The organism is Archangium violaceum, from assembly GCF_016887565.1.
Taxonomy (GTDB): domain Bacteria; phylum Myxococcota; class Myxococcia; order Myxococcales; family Myxococcaceae; genus Archangium; species Archangium violaceum_B.
In genome coordinates this window covers 2,358,991-2,382,105 of sequence record NZ_CP069396.1, presented here as the reverse complement: position 1 = coordinate 2,382,105, position 23,115 = coordinate 2,358,991, and the positions used below count along the sequence as shown (strand labels likewise).

The following is a 23,115-nucleotide window of genomic DNA, read 5'->3' as shown; positions in this document are numbered from 1 at the left end:
CGTCCGCTCTATTCGTTGGCGTCCCCCTTCTCCAGCTCGGACATCAACGCATCGAACTCGGACATGTCCACCATCGCGGCCTGCGCCTCGATGACGTGCAGGGCGAAGGTGGCGACAGTGGGCGACTCGAACAGCTTGCGCAGGGGCACCTCCACCTGCAGCGCATCGCGCAGGCGCGAGATGACCTGGGTGGCCAGCAGCGAGTGTCCACCCAGCGCGAAGAAGTCGTCGTGGATGCCCACCTTCTCCACCTGCAAGAGCTCGCCGAAGATCCGCGCGAGGTCCGTCTCGAGCTCGTTGCGCGGTGCCACGTAGGTGTCCTCACGCGCCCCCTGCGCTCCGCCGGGTACTGGCAACGCCTTGCGGTCCACCTTGCCGTTGGGTGACAGCGGCAGCGCCTCCAGCACCACGAAGGCCGAGGGCACCATGTACTCCGGCAGCCTCGCCTTCAGCTGCTCACGCAGCACCCCTACCTCCAGCGCCTGCCCGGCCTGGCCCACCACGTAGGCCACCAGCCGCTTGTCGCCAGGCACGTCCTCGCGCACCACCACCACCGCCTCGCGTACCGCCGGCCAGGCCTCCAGCTCCGCCTCCACCTCTCCCAGCTCGATGCGGAAGCCTCGCACCTTCACCTGGAAGTCCACGCGCCCCAGGTACTCGATGCTCCCGTCCTCCTGGTACCTCGCCAGGTCTCCCGTCCGGTACATCCTCGCTCCGGGCGTCCCTCCGTACGGGTCCGGCACGAAACGCTCCGCCGTCAGCTCCGGCCTGCCCAGGTAGCCCCGGCCCACCTGCACTCCCGCGATGTACAGCTCCCCCGCCACTCCCACCGGCACGGGCTCCAGTCGCGCGTCCAGGATGTGGATTCGCGTGTTGGCCACCGGCCGCCCGATGGGCACCGCGCGCCTCCCGTCCCCTCGCTCGCAGGCCCAGGCCGTCACTTCCACCGCCGCTTCCGTGGGCCCGTACAGGTTGTACAGCTCCGCCCTCAGCCTCCCCAGGCAGCGCTCCTTCAGCTCCGCCGACAGGGCCTCTCCGCTGCTGAAGACGCGCTGGAGGCTCGACAGCTTCTCCAGCCCCGGCTCCTCCAGGAACACCTGCAGCATCGACGGCACGAAGTGCGCCACGGTGATGCCCTCCTGTGCCATGAGCCGCACCAGGTACGCCGCGTCCTGGTGCCCTCCCGGCTTCGCCATCACCAGCCGCGCGCCCACCGTCAACGGCCAGAAGAACTCCCACACCGACACGTCGAAGCCGAACGGCGTCTTCTGGAGGACCCTGCCCTCCACTCCCAGCCCGTACTTCTCCTGCATCCACAGCAGCCGGTTGCAGATGGCCTCGTGGGAGTTCATCGCCCCCTTGGGTCTGCCCGTGCTCCCCGAGGTGTAGATGACGTACGCCAGGTTCGCGCCCACCACGCCCGACTCCATGCGCTCCGCGCCGTGCCGGGCAATCTCCTCCCAGCCCGTGTCCAGGAACACCACCCTGGCACCCGCCAGGGAGCTCTCCTCGGGCAGCTTCTCCACCAGCCGCCGCTGGGTCAGCAGCACCGGCGCGGCGGCATCCTCCACCATGTACCGCAGGCGCTCCGCCGGGTACATCGGCTCCAACGGCACCCAGGCGCCCCCGGCCTTGAGGATGCCCAGCAGGCCCACCACCATCTCCAGCGAGCGTTCCGCGCACAGGCCCACGCGCACCTCGGGCCCCACGCCCAGTGTCCTCAAGTGGCGCGCCAGCCGGTTGGCCCTCTCGTCCAGCTCCCGGTACGTCAGCCGCGCCCCCTCGCAGTCCACCGCCACCGCGTCCGGCGTGCGGTCCACCTGCGCCTCCACCAACCGGTGCAGGCCTGGTCCCGCCGGGCGCTCCACCCGCGTGTCATTCCACTCCACCAGCAACCGCCGACGCTCGGCCTCCGTCACCCAGGCCAGCTCCCCCAGCCGCTGGCCGGGCCGGGCCGTGGCCATCGCCTCCAGCACCGTCCTCCAGTGCTCCAGCAGCCGCCCCATCGCCTCCCGCGAGAAGCGCGTCCGCTGGTACGAGACGCGCAGCCTCAGCCTCTCTCCCGGGTAGGCGATCAGGTTGAGCGGAACGGTGAGCTGCTCCCGGCCCACGAAGTCCCGCACCTCATGGCCCCGGGCGCTCTCCCCCAGCGAGGCGTCCATCGGGTGGTTCTCGAAGACCAGGAGGCTCTCGAACAGCGGCATGCCCCGGGGCACGTCGCTCCACCCCTGCACCCGGACCAGCGGGCAGTGCTCGTACTGTCCCAGCGTCACCCCCTGCTCCCTCAGCCGCCGCAGCCATGGCACCAGCTCCTCCCCCGGCTCCATGCGCACGCGCACCGGGAGGGTGTTGATGAACAGGCCCACCATGGCCTCGACTCCCGGCAGCTCCGCCGGACGGCCCGAGACGGTGGCTCCGAAGACGACGTCCGACTCGCCGCTGTAGCGGCTCAGCAGCAGCGCCCAGGCCCCCTGCACCAGCGTGTTCAACGTGAGCTGGTTGCGCCGGGCCAGTCCCTCCAGCGCCGCCGTCACCGGGGCCGACAGCTCCAGCTCCCGGTCATCCTGGCGGTGCGCCTCGTCCTCCCGCGCGCCACTCCCACTCCGGTCCGCCGGCAGCGGCGTGGGCGCGGAGAAGCCCGCCAGCGTGCTCCGCCAGAAGCCCTCGGAGCGCGCCACGTCCTGCCTCTGCAGCCACGCGATGTACTCGCGGAACGGCGAGCGGCTCGCGGGTGGCGGCACCCGTCCCCGGACGAAGCCCTCGTACAGGGCGAACGCCTCCTGCACGACGCCCCCGAGGCTCCACCCGTCCAGCAGCACGTGGTGGTGGCTCCAGACGAGCCGGTACACCCGCTCCTCCTGCCGGATGAGGGTCATGCGCATCAGCGGCGCGCGTGACAGCTCGAAGCCCCGCGCCCGGTCCTCCTCGAGGAACTTCTCCAGCTCCGCCTTCCGCTCCTCGGGCGACAGGCCGCGCCAGTCCAGCTCCCGCCACGGCAGCTCCGCCCGCGCGTGCACCACCTGCAGCGGCTCGGCCAGCCCCGCCCACGAGAAGGACGTCCGCAGCGCCGGGTTGCGCGCCACCACCTCGTTCCAGGCGCGCCTCATCGCCAACGTGTCGACGGAGACGGGGAAGGCCCAGGAGAACTGCATGACGTACGCACCCGAGCCGGGCTCGAGCAGCGTATGGAAGAGCATGCCCTGCTGCATCGGCGAGAGCGGGTACACGTCCTCCACGCCCACGCCCAGGTCCTCTCCCAGCACCCGATCCAGCTGGGCCTGGCCCACCCGTGCCAGCGGGAAGTCCACCGCCGTCCACCGGCGCGCCTCCGGCCGGCTCCGCTCCTCCAACAGCTTCCTCAACGCCTGCCCGAAGTAGTGCGCCAGCACCTCCAGGCTCTCCCGCCGGTGCAGCCCCTCGCTGTAGTGGAAGGCCACCTCCAGCCGGCCCTCCAGCATCTCCCCGTACACCTCCAGCAGGTGCCCCCGCGCCTCTCCCTCCGCCACCAGGGGACCGCGGCCCTCCTTCGCCAGCGTGAAGCGCCCGGCCTGGGCCGCGCCTTCCAACTGCCCCAGGTAGCCGAAGAACACCTCCGCTCGCGGCAGCGCCCCCAGGCTCGCCTTCACCGGCTCGCTGCCCAGGTAGCGCAGCACCCCGTACCCGAGCCCCTTGCCCGGCATCCGCCGCAGGGACTCCTTCACCGCCCTCACCGAGGCACCGGGCTCCTCTCCCGCCACCTCCACCACGGCCGGGTAGTCACACGTGAACCAACCCACCGTGCCGAGCACGTCCAGCCCCACCTCCTCCTGCCTCCCATGCCCCTCCATCGCCACCCGCACCCGCTTCAGCCCACCCCATCGTCCCAGCGCCGTCACCAGCGCCGCCAGCAGCACCTCGTCCACTCGCGCACGGTACGCACCCGGCGCTTCCCTCAGCAGCGCTCCCGACTCCTCGCGCCCCAGCACCACCTTCACTTCTCGCGTCAGCTCCGTCCCGTTGCGCCCACCCGCGAAGTCCACCGGCAGCGCATCCACTTCCTTCCGCCCCTCCTCCTCCCAGTACGCGAGCTCCTCCGTCTCCAGCTGCTTCGCGTATTCCTCCAGCCGGCGCGCCCACTTCCGGTACGAGGCCGTCCTCGGGCCCAGCTCCACCGCCTCGCCCCGCTCCACCTGCTCACACGCCCGCTCCAGGTCCTCCAGCAGCACCCGCCACGACACCCCGTCCACCAGCAGGTGGTGGATGACCACCAGCAGCCGTCTGCCCTTCCCACCCAGCTCGAACAGGGCCGCCCTCAACGACGGCCCCTTCTCCAGGTCCAGCCCGCCCTGCACCCGCGCGGCCCGCGCCTCCAGATCCTCCACCCGTCGCGCCTCGGGCACGGCCCTCAGGTCCACCACCTCCAGCTCCACCCGCCCCGCCTCCTCCACCCCCACCACGCGCTGCGTCCACTCGCCGCCCTCCCGCGCGTAGCGCATGCGCAGCGTCTCGTGGCGCGCCACCACCGCGCCCAACGCCCGCTCCAGCACTCCCGCCTCCAGCCCCTGCTCCACCTCCACCAGCACCGCCTGGTTGAAGTGCCACGGCTTCTTTCTCTCCCGCTCGAAGAAGCGCCGCTGGGCGGGCGTCAGCGGCACCAGCCCTTCCACCACCTCCTGCTCCTCCTCCCCGCGGCCCTCCCCCAACCCCGCCGCCAGCTCCGCCACCGTCTGACTCTGGAACAACTGCCGGGGCGTCACCTCCAACCCCCGCTTCCTCGCCCTCGCCACCACCTGCAGGCTCAGGATGGAGTCGCCTCCCAGCTCGAAGAAGTTGTCCCGGGCCCCGACGCGCCGCAGCCCCAGCACCTGGGCCCAGACCTCCGCCAACACCCGCTCCACCTCCGTCCGCGGCTCCACGTACTCCCGCGCCAGCTCCGGCCTCGCGCTATCCGGGGCCGGCAGCGCCTTGCGGTCCACCTTCCCGTTCGCCGTCAGCGGCAGGGCCTCCAGCACCACGATGGCCGAGGGCACCATGTACTCCGGCAGCCGCGTCCCGAGCGCCCCGCGCAACCCCGCCACGTCCACTCGCGCGCCATGGCCCACCACATAGGCCACCAGCCGCTTGTCCCCCGCGCCCTCGCCGCGCGCCACCACCACCGCCTCCTTCACCTCCGGCTGCGCCAGCAGCGCGCCCTCCACCTCCGCCAGCTCGATGCGGAAGCCGCGCACCTTCACCTGCTCGTCCCGGCGGCCCAGGAACTCCAGCACCCCGTCCGCCCTCCACCGCACCGAGTCCCCCGTGCGGTACAGCCGCTCCCCGGGCACCGCGCCGAACGGGTCCGGCACGAAGCGCTCCGCCGTCTGCTCCGGCCGCGACAGGTAGCCCCGCGCCAGGCCGTCTCCGCCCACGTACAGCTCGCCCACCACGCCCACCGGCACCGGCCGCATCGCTCCATCCAGCACGTACACCTGTGTGTTACCGATGGGCCGGCCGATCGGCACGGCCGTCCCCACCTGCGCCACCTCCACCATCCGGTGGCAGCTGGTGAAGAGCGTCCCCTCCGTCGGGCCGTAGCACGCCGTCACCGGGATGCTCAGCTCCTCCAGCACACGGCGCACGTGCGGCGCGGACACCACGTCTCCGCCCGTCAGCAGTTGCCGCACGCCCCGGAGGATCTCCATCCGCCCATCCACCACCTGCGTGAACAGGCCCGCCGTCAGGTGCAGCGTGGTCACCCCGTGCCTCTCCAGCACCTGGCCCAGCAGCTCCACGTCGCTCGGTGACTCCGGCGGGAACACCACCAGCCGTCCACCGTGCAGCAGCGGTCCCCAGACCTCCAGCGTGGAGGCGTCGAACGAGATGGGGGCGATCAGCAGGAACGTCTCCTCCGGCCCCAGCCGCGCGTAGTCCACGCCCATCAACAGCCGGAGCACGGAGCGATGCTCGATGGCCACGCCCTTGGGCCGGCCCGTGCTCCCCGACGTGAAGTCCACGTAGGCCAGGTTGCGCGCCCCCACTCCGCTCTCGGGTGCCCGCCTCGGCTGCGACTCCAGCTCCAGCTCCTCCACCAGCAGGCACGGCACGTCCCCCGCTGGCAGCCGCTCGCGCAGCCCGCGGCTCGTCAGCAGCAGCCCGGAACCGCCATCCTCCAGCATCGCCGCCAGTCTCTCGGCCGGGTACGACGCATCCAGCGGCAGGTAGGCGCCTCCCGCCTTGAGGATGGCCAGCAGCGACACCACCAGCTCCACGCTGCGCTCCAGGCACAGCGCCACCCGCACGTCCGGCCCCACCCCGTGCGCCCTCAACACGTGCGCCAGCTGGTTGGCCCGCTCGTCCAGCTCCCGGTAGCTCAGCTTCCGCTCACCGAACTCCACCGCCACCGCCTCGGGGCGCCGCGCGGCCTGCTCCTCGAAGGCGGTGTGGATGCACGTGTCCCGCGGGTACTCCACCGCCGTCTCGTTCCACTCCACCAGCAGCTGGCGCCGCTCGGCCTCCGTCAGCCAGGGCAGCTCCCCCACCCGCGCGTCCGGCGCCGACACCACCGACTCCGCCAGCGACACCAGGTGCGCCGCCATCCGCTCCACCGTGGCCGGCTCGAAGAGGGCCGTGGCGTACTCGAAGCGGCAGCGCAGCCCCTCCCGCGTCTCCCACGCCTCCAGCGCCAGGTCGCACTTGGAAGCCTCCGGGGACACCTCCACCCCTCCCAGCTTCATGCCCGGCAGCGCGCCCTTCACCTCCGGCGTGTTGTGCAGGTTCATCATCACCTGGCACAGCGGCGAGCGGCTGAGGTCCCTCGGCAACCGCAGCGCCTCCACCACGCTCTCGTAGGGCGTCTCCTGGTGGGCGTAGGCCCCCAGCGCGTCCCGCTTCACCCGCCCCAGCAGCTCGCGGAAGGTCGGGCTCCCCGACAGCCTCGCCCGCAGGGCCAGCGTGTTGACGAAGCATCCGATGAGGACCTCCGTCTCCGGCCGCGTGCGGCCCGCGACGGGCGAGCCCACCGCGAAGTCCTCCTGGCCGCTGTAGCGGTGCAGCAGCAGCTGGTAGAGCGCCAGCAGCGTCATGTAGGGCGTGGCGCCCTCGCGGCGGCCGAGCGTCAGCAGCGACTCGGAGAGGGCCTTGGGCAGGGAGAAGAAGTGCCAGGCGCCCGCGTGGGACTGGACCGCGGGGCGAGGCCTGTCCACCGGCAGCTCTAGCGGAGGCACCCCGGCGAGCTGCTCCTTCCACCAGTCCAGCTGCGCCTCCAGCACCGGGCCCTGCAGCCACCGCCGCTGCCACGCGGCATAGTCGGCGTACTGGATGGGCAGGGGCGACAGGGGCGAGGGTCGCCCCGAGGCGAAGGCGGTGTAGAGGGCCGACATCTCCCCCGCCAACACGAGCGAGGTCCACCCGTCGGAGACGGCGTGGTGCATCACGAGGCACAGCACGTGCTCTTCCGGTTGGAGCCGGAGCAGCAGCGCGCGGAAGGGCGAGCCGTGCTCCAGGTCGAAGGGCCTGCACGTCTCCTCCCGGCACAGCCGCAGCAGCTCGGCCTCGCGAGCCTCGGGCGTCTCGCCCGTCACCTCCACCAGGGGCATGGGCAGGGTCCGGGGGGGATGGATGACCTGGACGGGGCCCTGCTCCGACAGGGTGAAGGTCGAGCGGAGCACCTCGTGGCGATTCACCAGCTCATCGAGCGCGGCCTGGAGCACCCCCACGTCCAGCGTCCCGGTGAGGCGGAAGGCCGAGGGGTTGTTATAGGCGGTGTTGCCCGGCGCGAGCTGGTGCAGGTACCACAGGCGCTGCTGCGCGAAGGACAGGGGCAGCGGGCCTTCGCGGGACACGCGCGAGATGGGAGGCGGCAGCGTCTCGGCCAAAGCCGGCACCGGGGCCCGCGTGGGGCGTGGCGCCTCGGAGCGCGGGCGCCGGGGGGCGGAGGCCACCGGCTCGATGCCACCATCCGCGCGCAACCGGGCCCTGCGGCCAGTGTGGAAGAGGCGCGCCACGGGCTGGAGGGCATGAGGCCACGAGCCCTGGGGAAGACCCGCGCCCTCGAGGGCCAGCTCGCCCACCACGCCCACCGGCACCGGCTCTCCGGCCTCGTCCAGCACCAGCGCCCGCACGCCGACGGGCACGAGCTCTCCTGGCGCGCGAGGCATCAGCGAGTCCTCGCCCACGCGGCCCGTCTGGAGCACCTCCACCTCCAGCTCCCGGTGCAGCGCCACGGCCACGTCCGCCGAGGCTCCGTCCAACCAGAGGCCACGCACCGCGCCCAGCACCGGGCGCGCCTCGGGCCGCTCCACGAGCGCCCGCGCCAGACGCGCCGACGTCTGGAGGTAGACGCCTCCGGACTCCCGCACCAGCGCCAGCAGCTCGTCGGCCGCGCCCTCTCCCTGCGCCACGAGCCGGGCCCGCTGGCCGGCGGACTCCTCCTCGTTGAGCCTGAGCACCTCCGCCAGGTAGCGCAGGTGCTCCAGCACGCCCTTCGTCTCCACGCCGAAGTCGATGAGGCAGGCCACCTCGTCGATGTCCGCCGCCTCGACCTGGCGCAGCCGCTCCACGCCCTCCTCCACCGTGCCGATGAGGCCCCGCTCGCGCGCGTAGGACTCGAAGCCGTGCGCCACCAGCGTGTCGATGTCCTCCTGGCTCATCGCGTCCACCTGCGCCTGGATGCCCTGGCTGGCCAGCAGCGTGGCGATGATGTCCAGCGAGCCACGGAAGTAGCTCAGCAACGGCTCGCGCACCGTCTCCATCACCTGACGCGTGTCGGTGCCGATGAAGGTGTGCATCAGCACCGTGACGTGACCCCGCCCGGGCCCGTGGCCCTTGCGCCGCCAGGCCTCGCGGTAGAGGGCGATCTTCTCCGGCAGCTCCTTCAGGTCGTGCAGCGTGAGGTTGGTGAGCACCCCCACGCCCGCCTCACCGGCCAGCCGGAACGTCTCCGGGTTGCCCGCCGCGGTGATCCACAGGGGGAGCTCGCGCTGCACCGGACGCGGGCGCAGGGCCACCTCCACGGGCTCGCCCAGTCCACCCGCGCGCCGCATCGGCTCGCCCCGCCACAACGAGCGCAGCGTCTCGAGCTCGCGCATCATGATGGCCTTGCGGTCGGCGTAGTTCTGCGGGGCGAAGACGAAGTCGTGCACGTGCCAGCCGCTGGCCAGGGAGACGCCCGCCCGGCCACCGGAGATGTTGTCCACCACGGACCACTGCTCGGCGACGAGGAGCGGGTCATGCAGCGGGAGGACGACGCTGCCAGCGCGAATCTTCAGGCGCCGGGTGATGGCGGCCAGCGCGGCGCCCACCACGGCCGGCTGGGGATAGAGGCCACCGAAGGAGTGGAAGTGACGCTCGGGCGTCCACACGGCGGAGAAGCCGTGGGCATCGGCGAACTTCGCGCCCTCCATCAGCAACTCGTACTTGGGCCCGGACAGCGAGTCCTCGTCGTTGGCGAAGAACGAGAGGCTCAGCTCCACGGGGCTTGCCCGGAGGCCGCTGCCCAGGTGAACCAGGCGGGAGCCGAGTCGCTCCGCCGGGAAGACGACGCGCAGGCCCCGGCCGAGCGCCCAGAGCAGCTCCAGTCCGGGCTGCTCGGCGGCGGGCTCCGAGGCCGCCACCCAGGTCCGGGCCTCCGAGGGCTTCAACCGCTCGTCCATGGCCTGGAAGAGGCGCAGGAGGCCCCGGTGCGTGAGCGTCCACGCCGGCTTGCCAGCGACGGGGAGGAGGAAGGCGGGAGTGTCCGGGCCGGACAGGACCGTGGCCGCGGCGGGGGCCTCGGTGGACCCCCCATCGACTTCCTCGCCCATATAAAGGATGCGGGAGGCCTCCAGGGACGCCGGGACCGCCAGCCCGCGGCGGGTGAGGAGCAGGGGTGCGGGAGCTCCGGCGGGCGCGAAGGACGGCAGGGTGCCGAGCTCCGCGGGCCCCACGGGCACACAGGCGCCACCGGCCTCCAGCACGGCCCAAAGGGCCACCAGCTTCTCCGGCGAGGGCTCGAGGCACACGGCCACGGGCGCTCCGGGCCGGACGCCAAGGGCACGCAGACGCACGGACAGGCCGCGGACGCGCTCGCGCAACTGGCTCCAGGTGAGGAGCCGCTCGCCCTGGGCCACGGCCACCACCTCGGGTTGGCGGGAGGCACGGGCGGCCAGCACCTCGGACAGGGTGGTGGGCGCGTCGAGGACGTCCAGACGCGAGAGGGCCGAGGCGCGCCGCTCCTCCGCGGTGGCCAGGGGCAGCCGCGAGAGGAGCTCCTCGGGCCGGGCCATGGCCGCCTCCAGCAGCACCTGGAAGTGCGCCATCATCCGCTGGACGCGGGCGGCATCGAAGAGCTCGGTGGCGTACTCGATGACGCCGGAGAGACGGCCGGGCCCCTCGTTGAGCACGATCGACAGGACCGCGAGGGTGGAGCCCCACTGCGCCTGCTCGTCCGCCACTTCCAGCGAGGACAGGCGCAGCCCCGAGAGCGACAGCGCCTCCTCACCCCCGACGGAGTGCAGGATGAAGACGGAGTCCATGACGCGCTCGCGGCCGAGGTCGCGCCCGGGGTGCAGCTCCCCGATGAGGTGCTCGAAGGGGACGTCCGGGCGGGCGTAGGCGTCGAGCGTCATGTCGCGCACGCGGCCGAGCAGCTCGCGGAAGGAGGGGTCTCCGGACAGGTCCGTGCGCAGGGCCAGCAGGTGCGCCACGTAGCCCATGAGGGGCTCCAGCTCGGCGCGGGAGCGGTTGGCGATGGGGGTGCCGACGACGATGTCGTCCTGGCCGCTGTAGCGGTGCAGGAGCGTCTGCCAGATGGCCAGCAGCACCTGGAAGGAGGTGACGCCCTCGCGCTTGCTGAAGGCGGCCAGCTGCTCGGCCACGTGCGCGGGGAAGCGCACCTGCATGCGAGCGGCGGCGGTGAGATCGGCCACCGCGGGCCGGGGCCTGTCGGTGGGCAGGTCGAGCTGGCGGGGCAGCCCGGCGAGCCGCTGACGCCACCAGGCGTGCTGCTCGGCGAAGACGCCCTCGGACAGGGCGCGGCGCTGCCAGGCGCCGTAGTCCGCGTACTGCACGTACAGCGGGGGCAGCGGCGAGGGCTTCCCCTGGAGGAAGGCCTCATAGAGGACGGCCAGCTCTCGGGCGAAGAGCAGCAGGGAGAGGGTGTCGCCGACGACGTGGTGGAGGGAGACGAGCAGGACGTGCGAGTCCTCCGCCAGGCGCAGCAGGGTGGTGCGAAGGACGGGGCCCTCCTCCAGGGAGAAGGGACGCCGGGCCTCCTCGCTGGCCAGACGGGGGGCGGCGGCCTCCCGCTCCTCGCGCGAGCCCGTCAGCTCCACCACGGGCAGGGACGCGGGGACGTGGGGCAGGAAACGCTGCACCGGGCGGCCCTCCACGCGGGCGTAGACGGTGCGCAGGGACTCGTGGCGCTGGAGGATGCCCTGGATGGCACGCTCGAGGGTCGGCACGTCGAGGGGGCCCTCCAGGCGCAGCGCGAGCGGGAGGTTGTAGGCCGTCAGACCGGGGGCGGTCTGCTCCAGGCGCCAGACGCGCTCCTGGACGACGGAGAGGGGCAGCTCGCCGGTGCGGGGCAGCGGCGCCAGGGGCAGGTGCCGGCCGGGAGCTCGCGCGACCTGGGCGGCCGAGGCTCCGAGCAACGCCTCGATGCGCGCGGACAGGGTGGCGATGGTGGTCGCTTCGAACAGGTCGCTCAGGGGGAGCTGGACGCCGAAGGTCTCCCGGAGCTGGGTGAGGAGCTGGGCGGCCATCAGCGAGTTGCCACCCAGGTCGAGGAAGTTGTCGTCGCGGCCGATGTGGGCGACCCCGAGGCGCTCGCGCCAGAGGGCGGCCACGCGCTGCTCGATGTCACTGGCGGGCAGGTGCGCGGCGGGCGCGGCGGCCACGGTGGGCGTGGAGGCCACGGCGGGCGCGGACCCGGCCAGGAGCCGGGGCGCGGGCACGAGGACGGCGCTGTCGGCGGAAGAGGACTCCGGCAGGGCGCAGGGCTTCTCGTCGAAGGGATAGGTGGGCAGCGGCAGACGCGAGCGGCGCTCGTGGGAGTAGAAGGCCTTCCAGTCCACCTCCGGCCCATGCGACCAGATTTCGCCCAGGGACTGCAGGAGCACCGCATGCTCCGAGGTCGAGCTCCCGGCGCGGCGCAGCGAGGGCACGGCGCGCACCCGGCCGCGCGAACTACCCAGGCAGGCCCTGGCGAGCGCGGTGAGATCCTGCCCCGGACCCACCTCGAGCAGCAGGCCGCACCCCTCGCGCAGCAGGGCCTCCACACCGGAGGCGAAGCGCACGGGCTGGCGCATCTGCTCCGCCCAGTAACCCGGTTGCACCACCTGCTCGGGAACGGCCCAGGTGCCGGTGAGGCTGGAGACGTAGCGCAGGGTGGGAGCGGAACGCCGCAGCGCGGCCACCTCACGCGCCAGCTCGGGCATGAGGGGCTCCACGTCGGCCGAGTGGAACGCGTGCGTGGCGGGCAGGCGCAGCACGCCCACCTCCCGGCGCTTCAGCTCCTCCGTCAGCCGCTCCACCTCGGGAATGGGGCCGGAGACGACACACCGATCGGGGGCGTTGACGCCCGCCAGCGACAGGGCACCGGACAGCAGCGGACGCACCTGTGCCTCGGACAGGCCCACCGCGAGCATGGCCCCCGGAGGCAGCTGGCCCATCATCCGCCCGCGCGCCACGGCCAGGCGCAGCGCGTCCTCCAAGGGGAGCACTCCGGCGAGGCAGGCGGCCACGTACTCGCCATAGCTGTGTCCCAGCAAGGCATGGGGCCGCACCCCCCAGCTCATCCACAGCCGGGCCAGGGAGTACTCCACGATGAAGAGCGCCGGCAGGGCGCAGCGGGTGTTGGAGACGAGCCGGGCGGCGGCCTCCTGGGAGGCGGAGCCCAGGAGGAGCAGCGTGCGCACCTCCTCGCGCAGCGGAGCCTGGAGCAGGGCCAGACACTCCTCCACGTGCTGGCGGAAGGTGGGCTCGGCCTCGTACAGCTCGCGGCCCATGCCCGGGGACTGGGCCCCCTGGCCGGGGAAGAGGAAGGCCACGCGCTCGAGCCGGGCGGCCGCCACGTCCTTGAGCTCCACCGCCGCGGGCGGCTGACGCAGCTTGCGCACCAGCTCGGCGCCGTCTCGCGCCACCACGGCGCGCCGGTGCTCGAAGCCCTTGCGTCCCACGGCCCGGGTGAAGGCCACGTCCGCCAGCTTCAGCTCCGGGTGGGCCTCCACGTGCGAGGCCAGCTCCTGCGTGGCGGCCTCCAGCGCGCTGGCCGAGCGCGCGGAGAGGAGGACGAGCTGCTGGGGGCGCGAGCTCGGCTTGCTGGGAGGCAACAGCGGTGCCTCCTCGAGGATGGCATGGGCGTTGGTGCCGCCGATGCCCAGCGAGGTCACTCCGGCGCGCCGGGGCCTGGCGTTGCGCTTCCACGGCCGGAGCGAGGTGTTGACGAAGAAGGGGCCGCGCTCGAGCTCGAGCTGGGGGTTGGGCCGCTCGAAGTGGAGGGTGGGAGGAATCTCCTCGTGGTGCAGGGCGAGCGCCACCTTCATGAGGCCGGCCACGCCCGCGGCGGTGTCCAGGTGACCGATGTTGGGCTTCACCGAGCCGAGGACGCAGGTGCCCTGGGACTCGGGGCCCAGCCCGAAGGCGCGCATGAGGGCGGCCACTTCGATGGGGTCGCCCAGCGGGGTGCCGGTGCCATGGGCTTCGACATAGTCGATCTCCGCCGGCTCCACGCCGGCGTAGGCCATGGCCTGCTCGATGACGGCGGCCTGCCCCTGCACGCTGGGGGCGGTGTAACCCGACTTGAGCTGACCATCGTTGTTGATGGCCGAGCCCTTGATGACGGCATAGACATGGTCTCCGTCACGCACGGCGTCCGCCAGGCGCTTGAGCACCACCACGCCCACGCCGCTACCGCTCACCGTCCCCTGGGCACGGGCATCGAAGGCGCGGCAGTGCCCGTCCGGGGAGTGGATCATCCCCTCCTGGTAGAGGTAGCCGGTGCGATGGGGCACGGGCACCTTGGTGGCACCGGCCAGGGCCATGTCGGACTGGCGCAACAGGAGGCTCTGGCAGGCGAGGTGGATGGCGACCAGGCCGGTGGAGCACGCGGTGTAGACGAGGACGCTCTCGCCGGTGAGGCCCAGCTTGTAGGACGTCTTCGAGGACACGTTCTGGTGGGTGGTGGTGGCGCTCACGTCGAAGAACGTGGCCGGGTCCTGGGACACGGCGCCCAGCACCCTCGGCAGGTGGCCCGAGAGGGACGAGCCCGCGTAGAGGGAGATCTTCCCCTCGAAGCGCTCGGGCACGTGACCGGCGTCCTCCAACGCGGCCCAGGCGCACTGGAGGAAGAGCCGCTGCTGGGGATCCATCCACTGCGCCTCGCGCAGGGGGATGTCGAAGAAGTCGTGGTCGAACAGCTCGATGCCCTCGAGCACCGCGCCGGCGGGGACGAAGCCGGGGTGCTTCCAGGGGTCGGCGGGCAGACCGGGCATGGGCTCCAGCTCCTCGGGGGAGAAGCGGGAGATGGACTCGACGCCCTCGCGCAGGTTGCGCCAGAAGGACCCCAGCGAGCGCGCCCCGGGCATGCGCCCCGACATACCGATGACCGCGATGTCTCCCTCGGAGAACTCCATCGACTCGAACTCAGACATTGCCGCCCTTCTTTCCCTTGCCCCGCAGACCCGCCAGGACTTGATTGCGTCCCTGGGCTCGTTCTTGTGCGCTCTGCCCGGCCTTCGCCGCCGGGGACGGTGCGTCTTCCCGGGCGATGCGTTGGACCAGCTCGTGAATTGTCGGATGCTCGAAGAGCCACATCACGGGAACCTCCCGCCGCAGCGCCTCGCGCAGGTGGTTGGCCACCCGCAGCGCCGTCAGCGAGCTGCCCCCGAGCTCCTCGAAGAAATGCTCGTGCATGCCCACCCGCTCCCGCCCCAGGGCCTGCGCCCAGACGGCGGCCAGCTGCTGCTCCAGGGGAGTGCTCGGCTCGACGAAGACGCGCTGTGGCTCCTCGACGACGGCCGGCACCTCTTCCGGCGGGCGCTCCGAGGCGGGGAGGACGCCCAGCTCGGACAGCCGCGTCTCCGGTTCCGCGACGGCCCGTTCCAGCAACGCGCCGAGCTGCTCCAGCAGGCGGGTCGCGGTGGAGGCGTCGAACAGGTCCGTGCTGTACACCAGCGAGGCCCGCAGTCCCTCCTCGGACTCCACGAACGTCAGCACCAGGTCGAACTTCGCTGGCCACTCCTCCACCGTCAGCGACTCCAGCTTCAGCCCGGGGAGCTCCCGCGGGCCCATCTCCTCCTGCTGGAAGTTCAGCATCACCTGGAACAGCGGCGAGTAGCTCAAGGTGCGCGTCGGCTTGAGCTCCTCCACCAGCCGCTCGAAGGGCACGTCCTGGTGCGCGTACGCGCCCAGCACCACCTCGCGCACGCGCCCCAGCAGCTCACGGAAGCTCAGCTCCGCCGACAGCCGGGTGCGCAGCGCCAGCGTGTTGACGAAGAAGCCGATGAGTCCCTCCAGCTCGCGCTGGTGACGCCCGGAGATGGGCGCTCCCACGCAGATGTCCTCCTGGCCCGACTCACGCGCCAGCAGGACCTGGAAGCCCGCCAGCAGCACCATGAAGGTCGACAGGCCCTCGCGCTGTCCCAGCGCCTTCAACCGCGCGTGGAGCTCCGGGGAGAGCGACACCGTGCGGCAGTCACCCCGATGGCTCGGCATCGGTGGCCGAGGTCTGTCCGTGGGCAGCTTCAATAGAGGAGGTGTCCCCTCCAACTGGCGCCGCCACCAGGCCACCTGCTCCTCCAACACGGGCCCCTGCAACCACTCCCGCTGCCAGAGCGTGTAGTCCGCGTACTGGACCTCCAGCTCCGCCAGCCCCGACACCTTCCCCTCCACCTGGGCCCCGTACAACGCCTCCACCTCCCGCACCAGCACCCGCATCGACCACTCGTCGGACACGATGTGGTGCAGGGTCAGCAGCAGCACGTGCTCGCGCTCGCCCAGCCGCAGCAGCGAGGCGCGCAGCAGCGGGCCTCGCGCCAGGTCGAACGGACGCCGGGCCTCCTCCACCGCCAGCCGCCGCACCTCCGCCGCGCGCGCCTCGGCCGGCAGCGCCGACACGTCCTGGACGGACAGCGCCAGCGGCTCCGGAGGGAGGATGACCTGGACGGAGGAGGCCCCCTCCGCGCGCAGGACGGTGCGCAGGGACTCGTGGCGACGCACCAGCTCCTCGAAGCAGCGCCCCAGCGCGCCCACGTCGAGCACGCCCTCCATCCTCACGGCCGCGGGGATGTTGTAGGTGGAGCTGCCCGGCAGCAGCTGATCCAGGAACCACAGCCGCTGCTGCGCGAACGAGAGCGGGAAGACATCGCCCTCCCGGGGACGGCGCGTGACGGGGGGCCGCACGCCCAGGGCTCGCGCGGACCGGACCGACTCGATGCGGGCGGTGAGCTGCGCCAGGGTCGGACTCTCGAAGATGGTGCTGAGGGGCAGCTCCACCTCGAACTCGGCACGGATGCGCGAGAGGAACCGGGTGGCGCTCAGCGAGTGGCCGCCCATCGCGAAGAAGTCATCTCGAGGGCTGGGACGCTCCACCTGCAGCAGCTCGGACCAGATGCTGGCCAGCCGCTTCTCGGTGTCGCTGCTCCGCGAGACGCGCTCGTCCTCGGACTTCGGCTGTACCGTGGAGGGTGCCGGCAGCGCACGCGCATCCAACTTGCCGCTCGGATTCAGCGGGAGGGCCGGCAGCATCACGAAGGCGGTCGGCACCATGTAGTCGGGAAGCCGCTCGCGGAGGAAGGCGCGCAGCTCCGTGAAGGATGGCCCCTCTCCTTGCGCCGCCACCAGGTACGCCACCAGCCGCAGCTCGCCCGGGACGACGTCCGACCTCGGCACCACGGCCACGTCGCGCAGCCCCGGGTAGCTCGCCAGCACCGCCTGCACCTCCCCCAACTCCACCCGCATGCCGCGCACCTTCAGCTGCGAGTCCAGGCGCCCGAGGTACTCCACCTCTCCCTCCGGCAACCAGCGCACCCGGTCTCCCGTCCGGTACATCCGCGAGCCCGGCGGGCCGAAGGGGTTGGGCACGAAGCGCTCGGCGGTCAGCTCCGGCCGTCCCAGATAGCCACGCGCCACCCCCAGGCCCGCGGCGTACAGCTCTCCGGGCACCCCGATGGGCACCGGGCGCAGGAAGCGGTCCAGCACGTACACCTGCATGTTGCCCCAGGCCCTGCCGATGGTGACCCGCTCGGCGGACATCGGTCTCGGGGAGACGGTGGCGCACACCGTCACCTCCGTCGGCCCATAGCCGTTGAGCAGGGTGTGGTCCTGGCCCCAGCGCCGCACCAGCTCGGGCGGGCAGGCCTCGCCCACGGTGATGACCGTCTTCAGCCTGGGCAGCCCGTGCGCCTCCAGCTGCCCCAGCAGCGTGGGAGTCGCCATCATCGTGGTGATCTCCGCCGACTCCAGCAGCGTGCGCAGCGGCGTGTTCGGCAGTGCCTTCTCCCGGGGGGCCAGCACCAGGCAGCCCCCCACCAGCAGGATGGAGAACACCTCGTACACGGAGACATCGAAGGACGCGGACGCGAACTGCAGCGCCCGATCCTTCGAGGTCAACCCGTGGGCCCGCGACGACGCCCAGCCCATGTTGTGCAGGCCCAGGTGCGCCAGCAGCGTCCCCTTGGGCCGTCCCGTGCTGCCCGAGGTGTAGATGATGTAGGCCAGGGAGTCCGGGTCGACGCGCACCTCGGGCGCCGTCACGGGCCACCGGGAGAGCTCCTCCGCCTGCGTGTCCACGACCAGCCGATGCCCCTCGAAGGACGACAGCTTCTCGAGCAGGGACTCCTGGGTGACGAGCACCTGCGCGCTGGAGTCGGCCAGCACGTAGGCCAGCCGATCCCTGGGATGGCTGGACTCCAGCGCCACCCAGGCGCCACCGGCCTTGAGGATGCCCAGCATCGCCACCACCCACTCATGGGTGCGGTCCAGGCACAGGCCCACCCGGACCTCGGGCCCCACGCCCAGGCCGCGCAGGTGGTGCGCCAGCTGATTGGCGCGCTGGTCCAGCTCGCGATACGTCAGCCGCTGCCCCTCGTACTCCAGCGCCTGGGCGTCCGGCGTGCTCCGTGCGTGCTCCGCGATGAGCTCGTGGATGCAGCGCTCCCGGGAGAAGTCGTACCGGGTGTCGTTCCACTCCACCACCAGCCGGTGCCGCTCCTCCTCCGTCAGCAGCGACACCTCGCGCACCCGCGACTCGGGGCTCGCCGCCAGCGACGTCAGGGCCCGCCGCCAGTACTCCAGCACCCGGGAGATTCCCTCCTCATCGAAGCGCCGGATGTCGTACGTCAGCTTCAGCTGGAGCTCCTCCTGGGGAATGATGGTGGCCAGGAGCGGATAGTTCGAGCGCTCCCGCCACGACATGCTCCCCCACCCCAGGGCCTCCGCCCGGCGCGCCAGCGAGGCGTCCAGCAGGTAGTTCTCGAAGACGAGGAAGCTCTCGAAGAGGGGCGAGCCCCGAGGCACCTCGCACCAGGACTGCACCTGGGCCAGCGACAGGTGCTCGTGCTGGCGCACCTCGGACTGGTGCGCCTGGAAGTCCTTCAACCACGCCAGCACCGGCTGGGTGGGGGGCAGGCGCACGCGCACCGGCAGCGAGTTGATGAGCAGCCCCACCATCCGCTCCACGCCCTCGAGCTCCGGAGGCCTGCTGGCCACGGCGCTCCCGAACACCACGTCGTCCGAGGACGCATAGCGGCCCAGCACCAGCGCCCATGCGGCCTGCACGAGGGTGTTGAGCGTCAGCTGGTGCCGTCGCGCGAAGGCGACAAGCGCCGAGGTGTCCGAGGCGGAGAGCCGCAGCTCCATCTCGTGCTGCTCCCACGTGCCCGGGGCCGAGGGGAGCGTCTTCTGCTCCGGCAGCGGCGTCGGCTCGCCAAACCCCGCCAGCTCCTGGCGCCAGAAGGACTCGGCGGCGCGCGGCTCCTGGCGGCCCAGCCAGGCGATGTACTCACGGAAGGGCGGACGCGTGCTCCCCTCCACCTCCGAGCCCGCGAGCAGGGCCTCGTACGCGGTGAGGAGCTCGCGCACCACCAGCGCCAGGCTCCACCCGTCCAGCAGCAGGTGGTGGTAGCTCCAGACGCACTGCCAGGCATCCTCCGCCACCCGCATCACCGCCATCCGCATCAGCGGAGCCCGCCCCGGCTCGAAGCCCCGGCGGCCATCCTCCCGCAGGTACTCCCGCGCCCTGCGCTCCTGCTCCGGTGCGGACAGGCCCCTCCAGTCCCGCTCCTCCCAGGGCACCTCCACCTTCCGGTGCACCACCTGCAGCGGCTCCTCCAGCCCCTCCCACGCGAAGCCCGTCCGCAGCACCTCCATCCGCGCCACCACGTGCTCCCACGCCTTGCGGAGCGCCTCCACCCGCAGCCCCCGCGCCACCCAGGAGAGCTGCTCCACGTACGCCCCGCTCTCCGGCTCCATCCGCGCGTGGAACAACAGCCCCTGCTGCAGGTGCGAGAGCGGATACACGTCCTCCACGCTCTCCCAGCCCCCCAGCAGTCCCTCGAGGACCTGCCGCTGGGCGGGCGCCAGCGCCATCGGCCCTCGCGGCGCTTGCGGCACCCCACTCGCCGCCCCCACCTCCGCCGCCAGCTCCGCCACCGTCTGCTTCAGGAACAGCAGCTTCGCCGTCACGTCCAGCCCGCGCCGCCGCGCGCCCGCCACCACCCGCAGACCGAGGACGGAGTCACCGCCCAGCTCGAAGAAGTTGTCGTGGACGCCCACCTGCTCCCGCCCCAGCACCTGGGCCCACACCTCGGCCAGCGTGCGCTCCGCCTCGGTGCGCGGCGCCACGTACTCCCGCCGCGGCTCCAGCCCCGCGTCCCGGGGAGCTGGCAGGGCCTTGCGATCCACCTTCCCGTTGGGCGTGAGCGGCAGCGCCTCCAGCACCACGAAGGCCGACGGCACCATGTACTCCGGCAACCGCCTCAGCACGCACTCGCGCAGCGCGCCCTCCTCGAGCGCCTGCCCCGGCCGGGCGACGGCATACGCCACCAGCCGCGTCTCTCCCGGCACGTCCTCGCGGGCGGCCACCACGGCGGCCTGCACGGCCGGGTGCAGCGCCAGCGCCGCCTCCACCTCGCCCACCTCGATGCGGTGGCCGCGCACCTTCACCTGATGGTCCAGGCGGCCCAGGAACTCCACCGTCCCGTCCGCCCTCCACCGCGCCCGGTCTCCCGTCCGATACAACCTCGCCCCGCGCTCCCCTCGGAACGGATCCGGCACGAAGCGCTCCGCCGTCAGCTCCGGCCTGCCCAGGTAGCCCCGGACGACGCCGGCGCCGCCGATGAACAGCTCTCCGGGCACTCCGATGGGCACCGGCCGCAGGTGCCCGTCCAGGACGTACAGCTCCGTGTAGGGGATGGGCGTGCCGATGGGCACGGGCGACTCGCCCTCTCCCACCCGGTGCGTGGAGGACCAGACAGTGGTCTCCGTGGGGCCGTACATGTTGAGCAGCCGGCCGGGAGCCAGCCGGTGCAGCGCTCCGGCGAGCGTGGCCGGCAGGGCCTCGCCGCCCACCAGCAGGCAGCGCAGGGACGCCAGACGCGCCTCGGCCTCCGGCTCTCGCAGCAGCCGCCCCATGAGCGACGGAGTGCCCTGCAGGTGGGTCACCCCGTGCTGGCGGATGAGGGCGAGCAGCTCGCCGATGTCCACCCCTTCACCGAGCACCACCTGGAAGCCGCGGGCCAGCGTCCACACCAGCTCGAGGACGCTGATGTCGAAGCTGATGCTGGTCACCGCCAACCAGATGGGCGAGGGCCCCTGGGGGACGCGCTCGTCCATGGCCGCGAAGAAGTGGGCGACGTTGCGCTGCTGCACCGCCACGCCCTTGGGCCTGCCCGTGGAGCCCGAGGTGTAGAGCACGTAGGCCAGGTGCTCCGGGCTCGAGCCACTCCCGGGGCCCTGCTCGGCCTCGGTGGGAGGGCCCTCCTGCGCGTCCAGCAACACGGTGCGCGCCGCGTCGACGGGCAGCACGCCCACCAGCTCGCGCTGGGTGAGGACCAGGCGGGCTCCGGAGTCCTCCAGCATGAAGGCCAGACGCTCCGCGGGGTAGCTGGGGTCCAACGGCAGCCAGGCGCCGCCGGCCTCCAGGATGGCCAGCAGCCCCACCACCATCTCCACCGAGCGCCGCGCGCACAGCCCCACCACCACCTCCGGCCCCACGCCCCGCGCCCGCAGCTCGAGCGCCAGCGCGCACACCCGGCGCCGCAGCGCCCGGTAGGTGAGGCGCGTGCCGCCGTGCACCAGCGCCACCGCGTCCGGCGTGCGCTCGGCCTGGGCCCGCAGCTGCGCGGGGAGGCTGGCCGCCACATGGGGCCCGCGAGTGGAGTTCCACTCCACCAGCACCTGACGCCGCTCCACTTCGGGCATCAGCGGCAGCAGGGAGAGCCGCTGTCCGGGGTTGGCCACGGCGGCCTCGAGCAGCACCCGCAGGTGCGTCACCATCCGCGCGGCGGTGGAGGCGTGGAAGAGGTCGGTGCTGTACTCGAGCCACCCCACCAACCCATCGCGGCCCGGGCCCAGGGTGAGCGTCAGGTCATACATCGCGGTGCCGGTGTGCACGTCCTCCAGACGCGAGGCGAGCCCCGGCAACACGGGAGCCTCCGCGGGCGAGGGCAGGAGGGTGAGCATCACCTGGAAGAGGGGTGAGTGGCTGCGCGAGCGCGCCGGTTGCAGCTCCTGCACCAGCATCTCGAAGGGCACGTCCTGGTTGGCGTAGGCGCCGTGCGTCACCTCGCGCACGCGGGCGAGCAGCTCCCGGAAGGACAGCGTCCCGGACACGCGCGTGCGCAGCACAAGGGTGTTGATGAAGAGGCCGATGAGCCCCTCCAGCTCGGCGCGCGGCCGGCCGGCCACGGGAGAGCCCACGCAGAGGTCCTCCTGGCCCGAGTAGCGGTGGAGCAGCGTCTGGAAGGCGGCGAGCAGCACCATGAAGGGCGTCACGCCCTCGCGCCGGCCCAGGGCACGGACGGCCTCGGAGAGGGCCGCGGGCAGGTGGACGGGCAGCCGCTCCCCGCGCATGGAGCGCACCGGCGGGCGCGGCGCATCCCCCGGCAGCTCCAGCACCGCGGGGGCGCCCGCGAGCTGGCGGCGCCACCAGGCCAGCTGTGAGGCCAGCGCCTTTCCCCGCGACCACTCGTGCTGCCAGGCCGAGAAGTCCACGTACCGCACCGGCGGCTCCGGCAGCGAGGGGACGGCTCCGGAGAGGAAGGCCGCGTAGAGCGCCGACACTTCGCGCACGAGCAGGCCCATGGACCAGCCGTCCGTGGCGAGGTGGTGCACCACCACGAGCAGCACGTGCGCCTGCTCACCCGTCCGCAGCAGCAGGAGGCGCAGCGGGAGGCCGTGCTCCAGGTCGAACGGGCGACGCGCCTCTTCCTGGAGACGGAGGCGCAGCTCGGCCTCGCGCTCCACCTCGGGCAGTGCCCGCAGGTCCACCACCGGCAGCGACACCTGGGCGGACGGCAGGACGCGCTGCACGGGCGTCCCGTCCTCCTCGGCGAGGGTGGTGCGCAGGGGCTCGTGGCGCCGCACCACCTCGGCGAGGGCGCGCTCCAGGGCGGACACCTCCAGCGCGCCCGTGAAGCGGACGGCGGCGGGGATGTGGTGGACGGGGCTGCCAGGCTCGAGCTGGTGGAGGAACCACATCCGCTGCTGGGCGGAGGACATCGGTGCCGGCCCGCTCTCCCGCGGACCGCGGGGGATGGGAGCCCGGGCCGTCCCCTCCCGCGCCTCGACGATGTGTCGCGCCAGCTCGGCGGCGCTCGGTCCCGACAGCAGCAGCCCGATGGGCAGCTCCACCCCCAGGCCCTTCTCGAGCTCGTACGACAGCTCGATGGCGGCCAGCGAGTCCATGCCATAGCGCGAGACGGGCTCCTCCGGCCGGATCGACTCCGGGCGCATCTTCAGATGCGAGGCGAGCCGCGACACCAGCCAGGACACCGTGGCCTCCAACGACGTCGGCGCGATCTGGAGCTCCGACGCCGTACGTCCAGCCAGCTGCGCATTCGAGGTGCTGCCTGCGGGGAAGCGGGGGGCACTCATCCAAGTTCCTCGGTGGCCGGGCTTTACCGGGGGGCCCGGGAGCCAGAAAGCCTGGAACTATGGCAGAAACTGCTCACCACCCAACAG

The 23,115-nt window shown here is 72.6% G+C and carries 1 protein-coding gene and 1 pseudogene; both read right to left on the bottom strand.

Annotation, left to right across the window (positions count from 1 at the left end):
• Nucleotides 1–8: 8 nt before the first annotated feature.
• Nucleotides 9–14,585, bottom strand: a pseudogene (locus tag JRI60_RS09930) (non-ribosomal peptide synthetase/type I polyketide synthase); the annotation flags it as partial.
• Entirely contained in the window at nt 14,578–23,028 is an 8,451-nt protein-coding gene (locus JRI60_RS09925; protein WP_204225600.1) for a non-ribosomal peptide synthetase, read from the bottom strand. The pseudogene JRI60_RS09930 and the gene JRI60_RS09925, both read right to left, overlap by 8 nt.
• Nucleotides 23,029–23,115: the final 87 nt, after the last annotated feature.

Excerpts from the sequence above, each read along its gene's own strand:
- JRI60_RS09925 (WP_204225600.1), bottom strand. The coding sequence starts at position 23,028 with ATGAGTGCCCCCCGCTTCCCCGCAGGCAGCACCTCGAATGCGCAGCTG.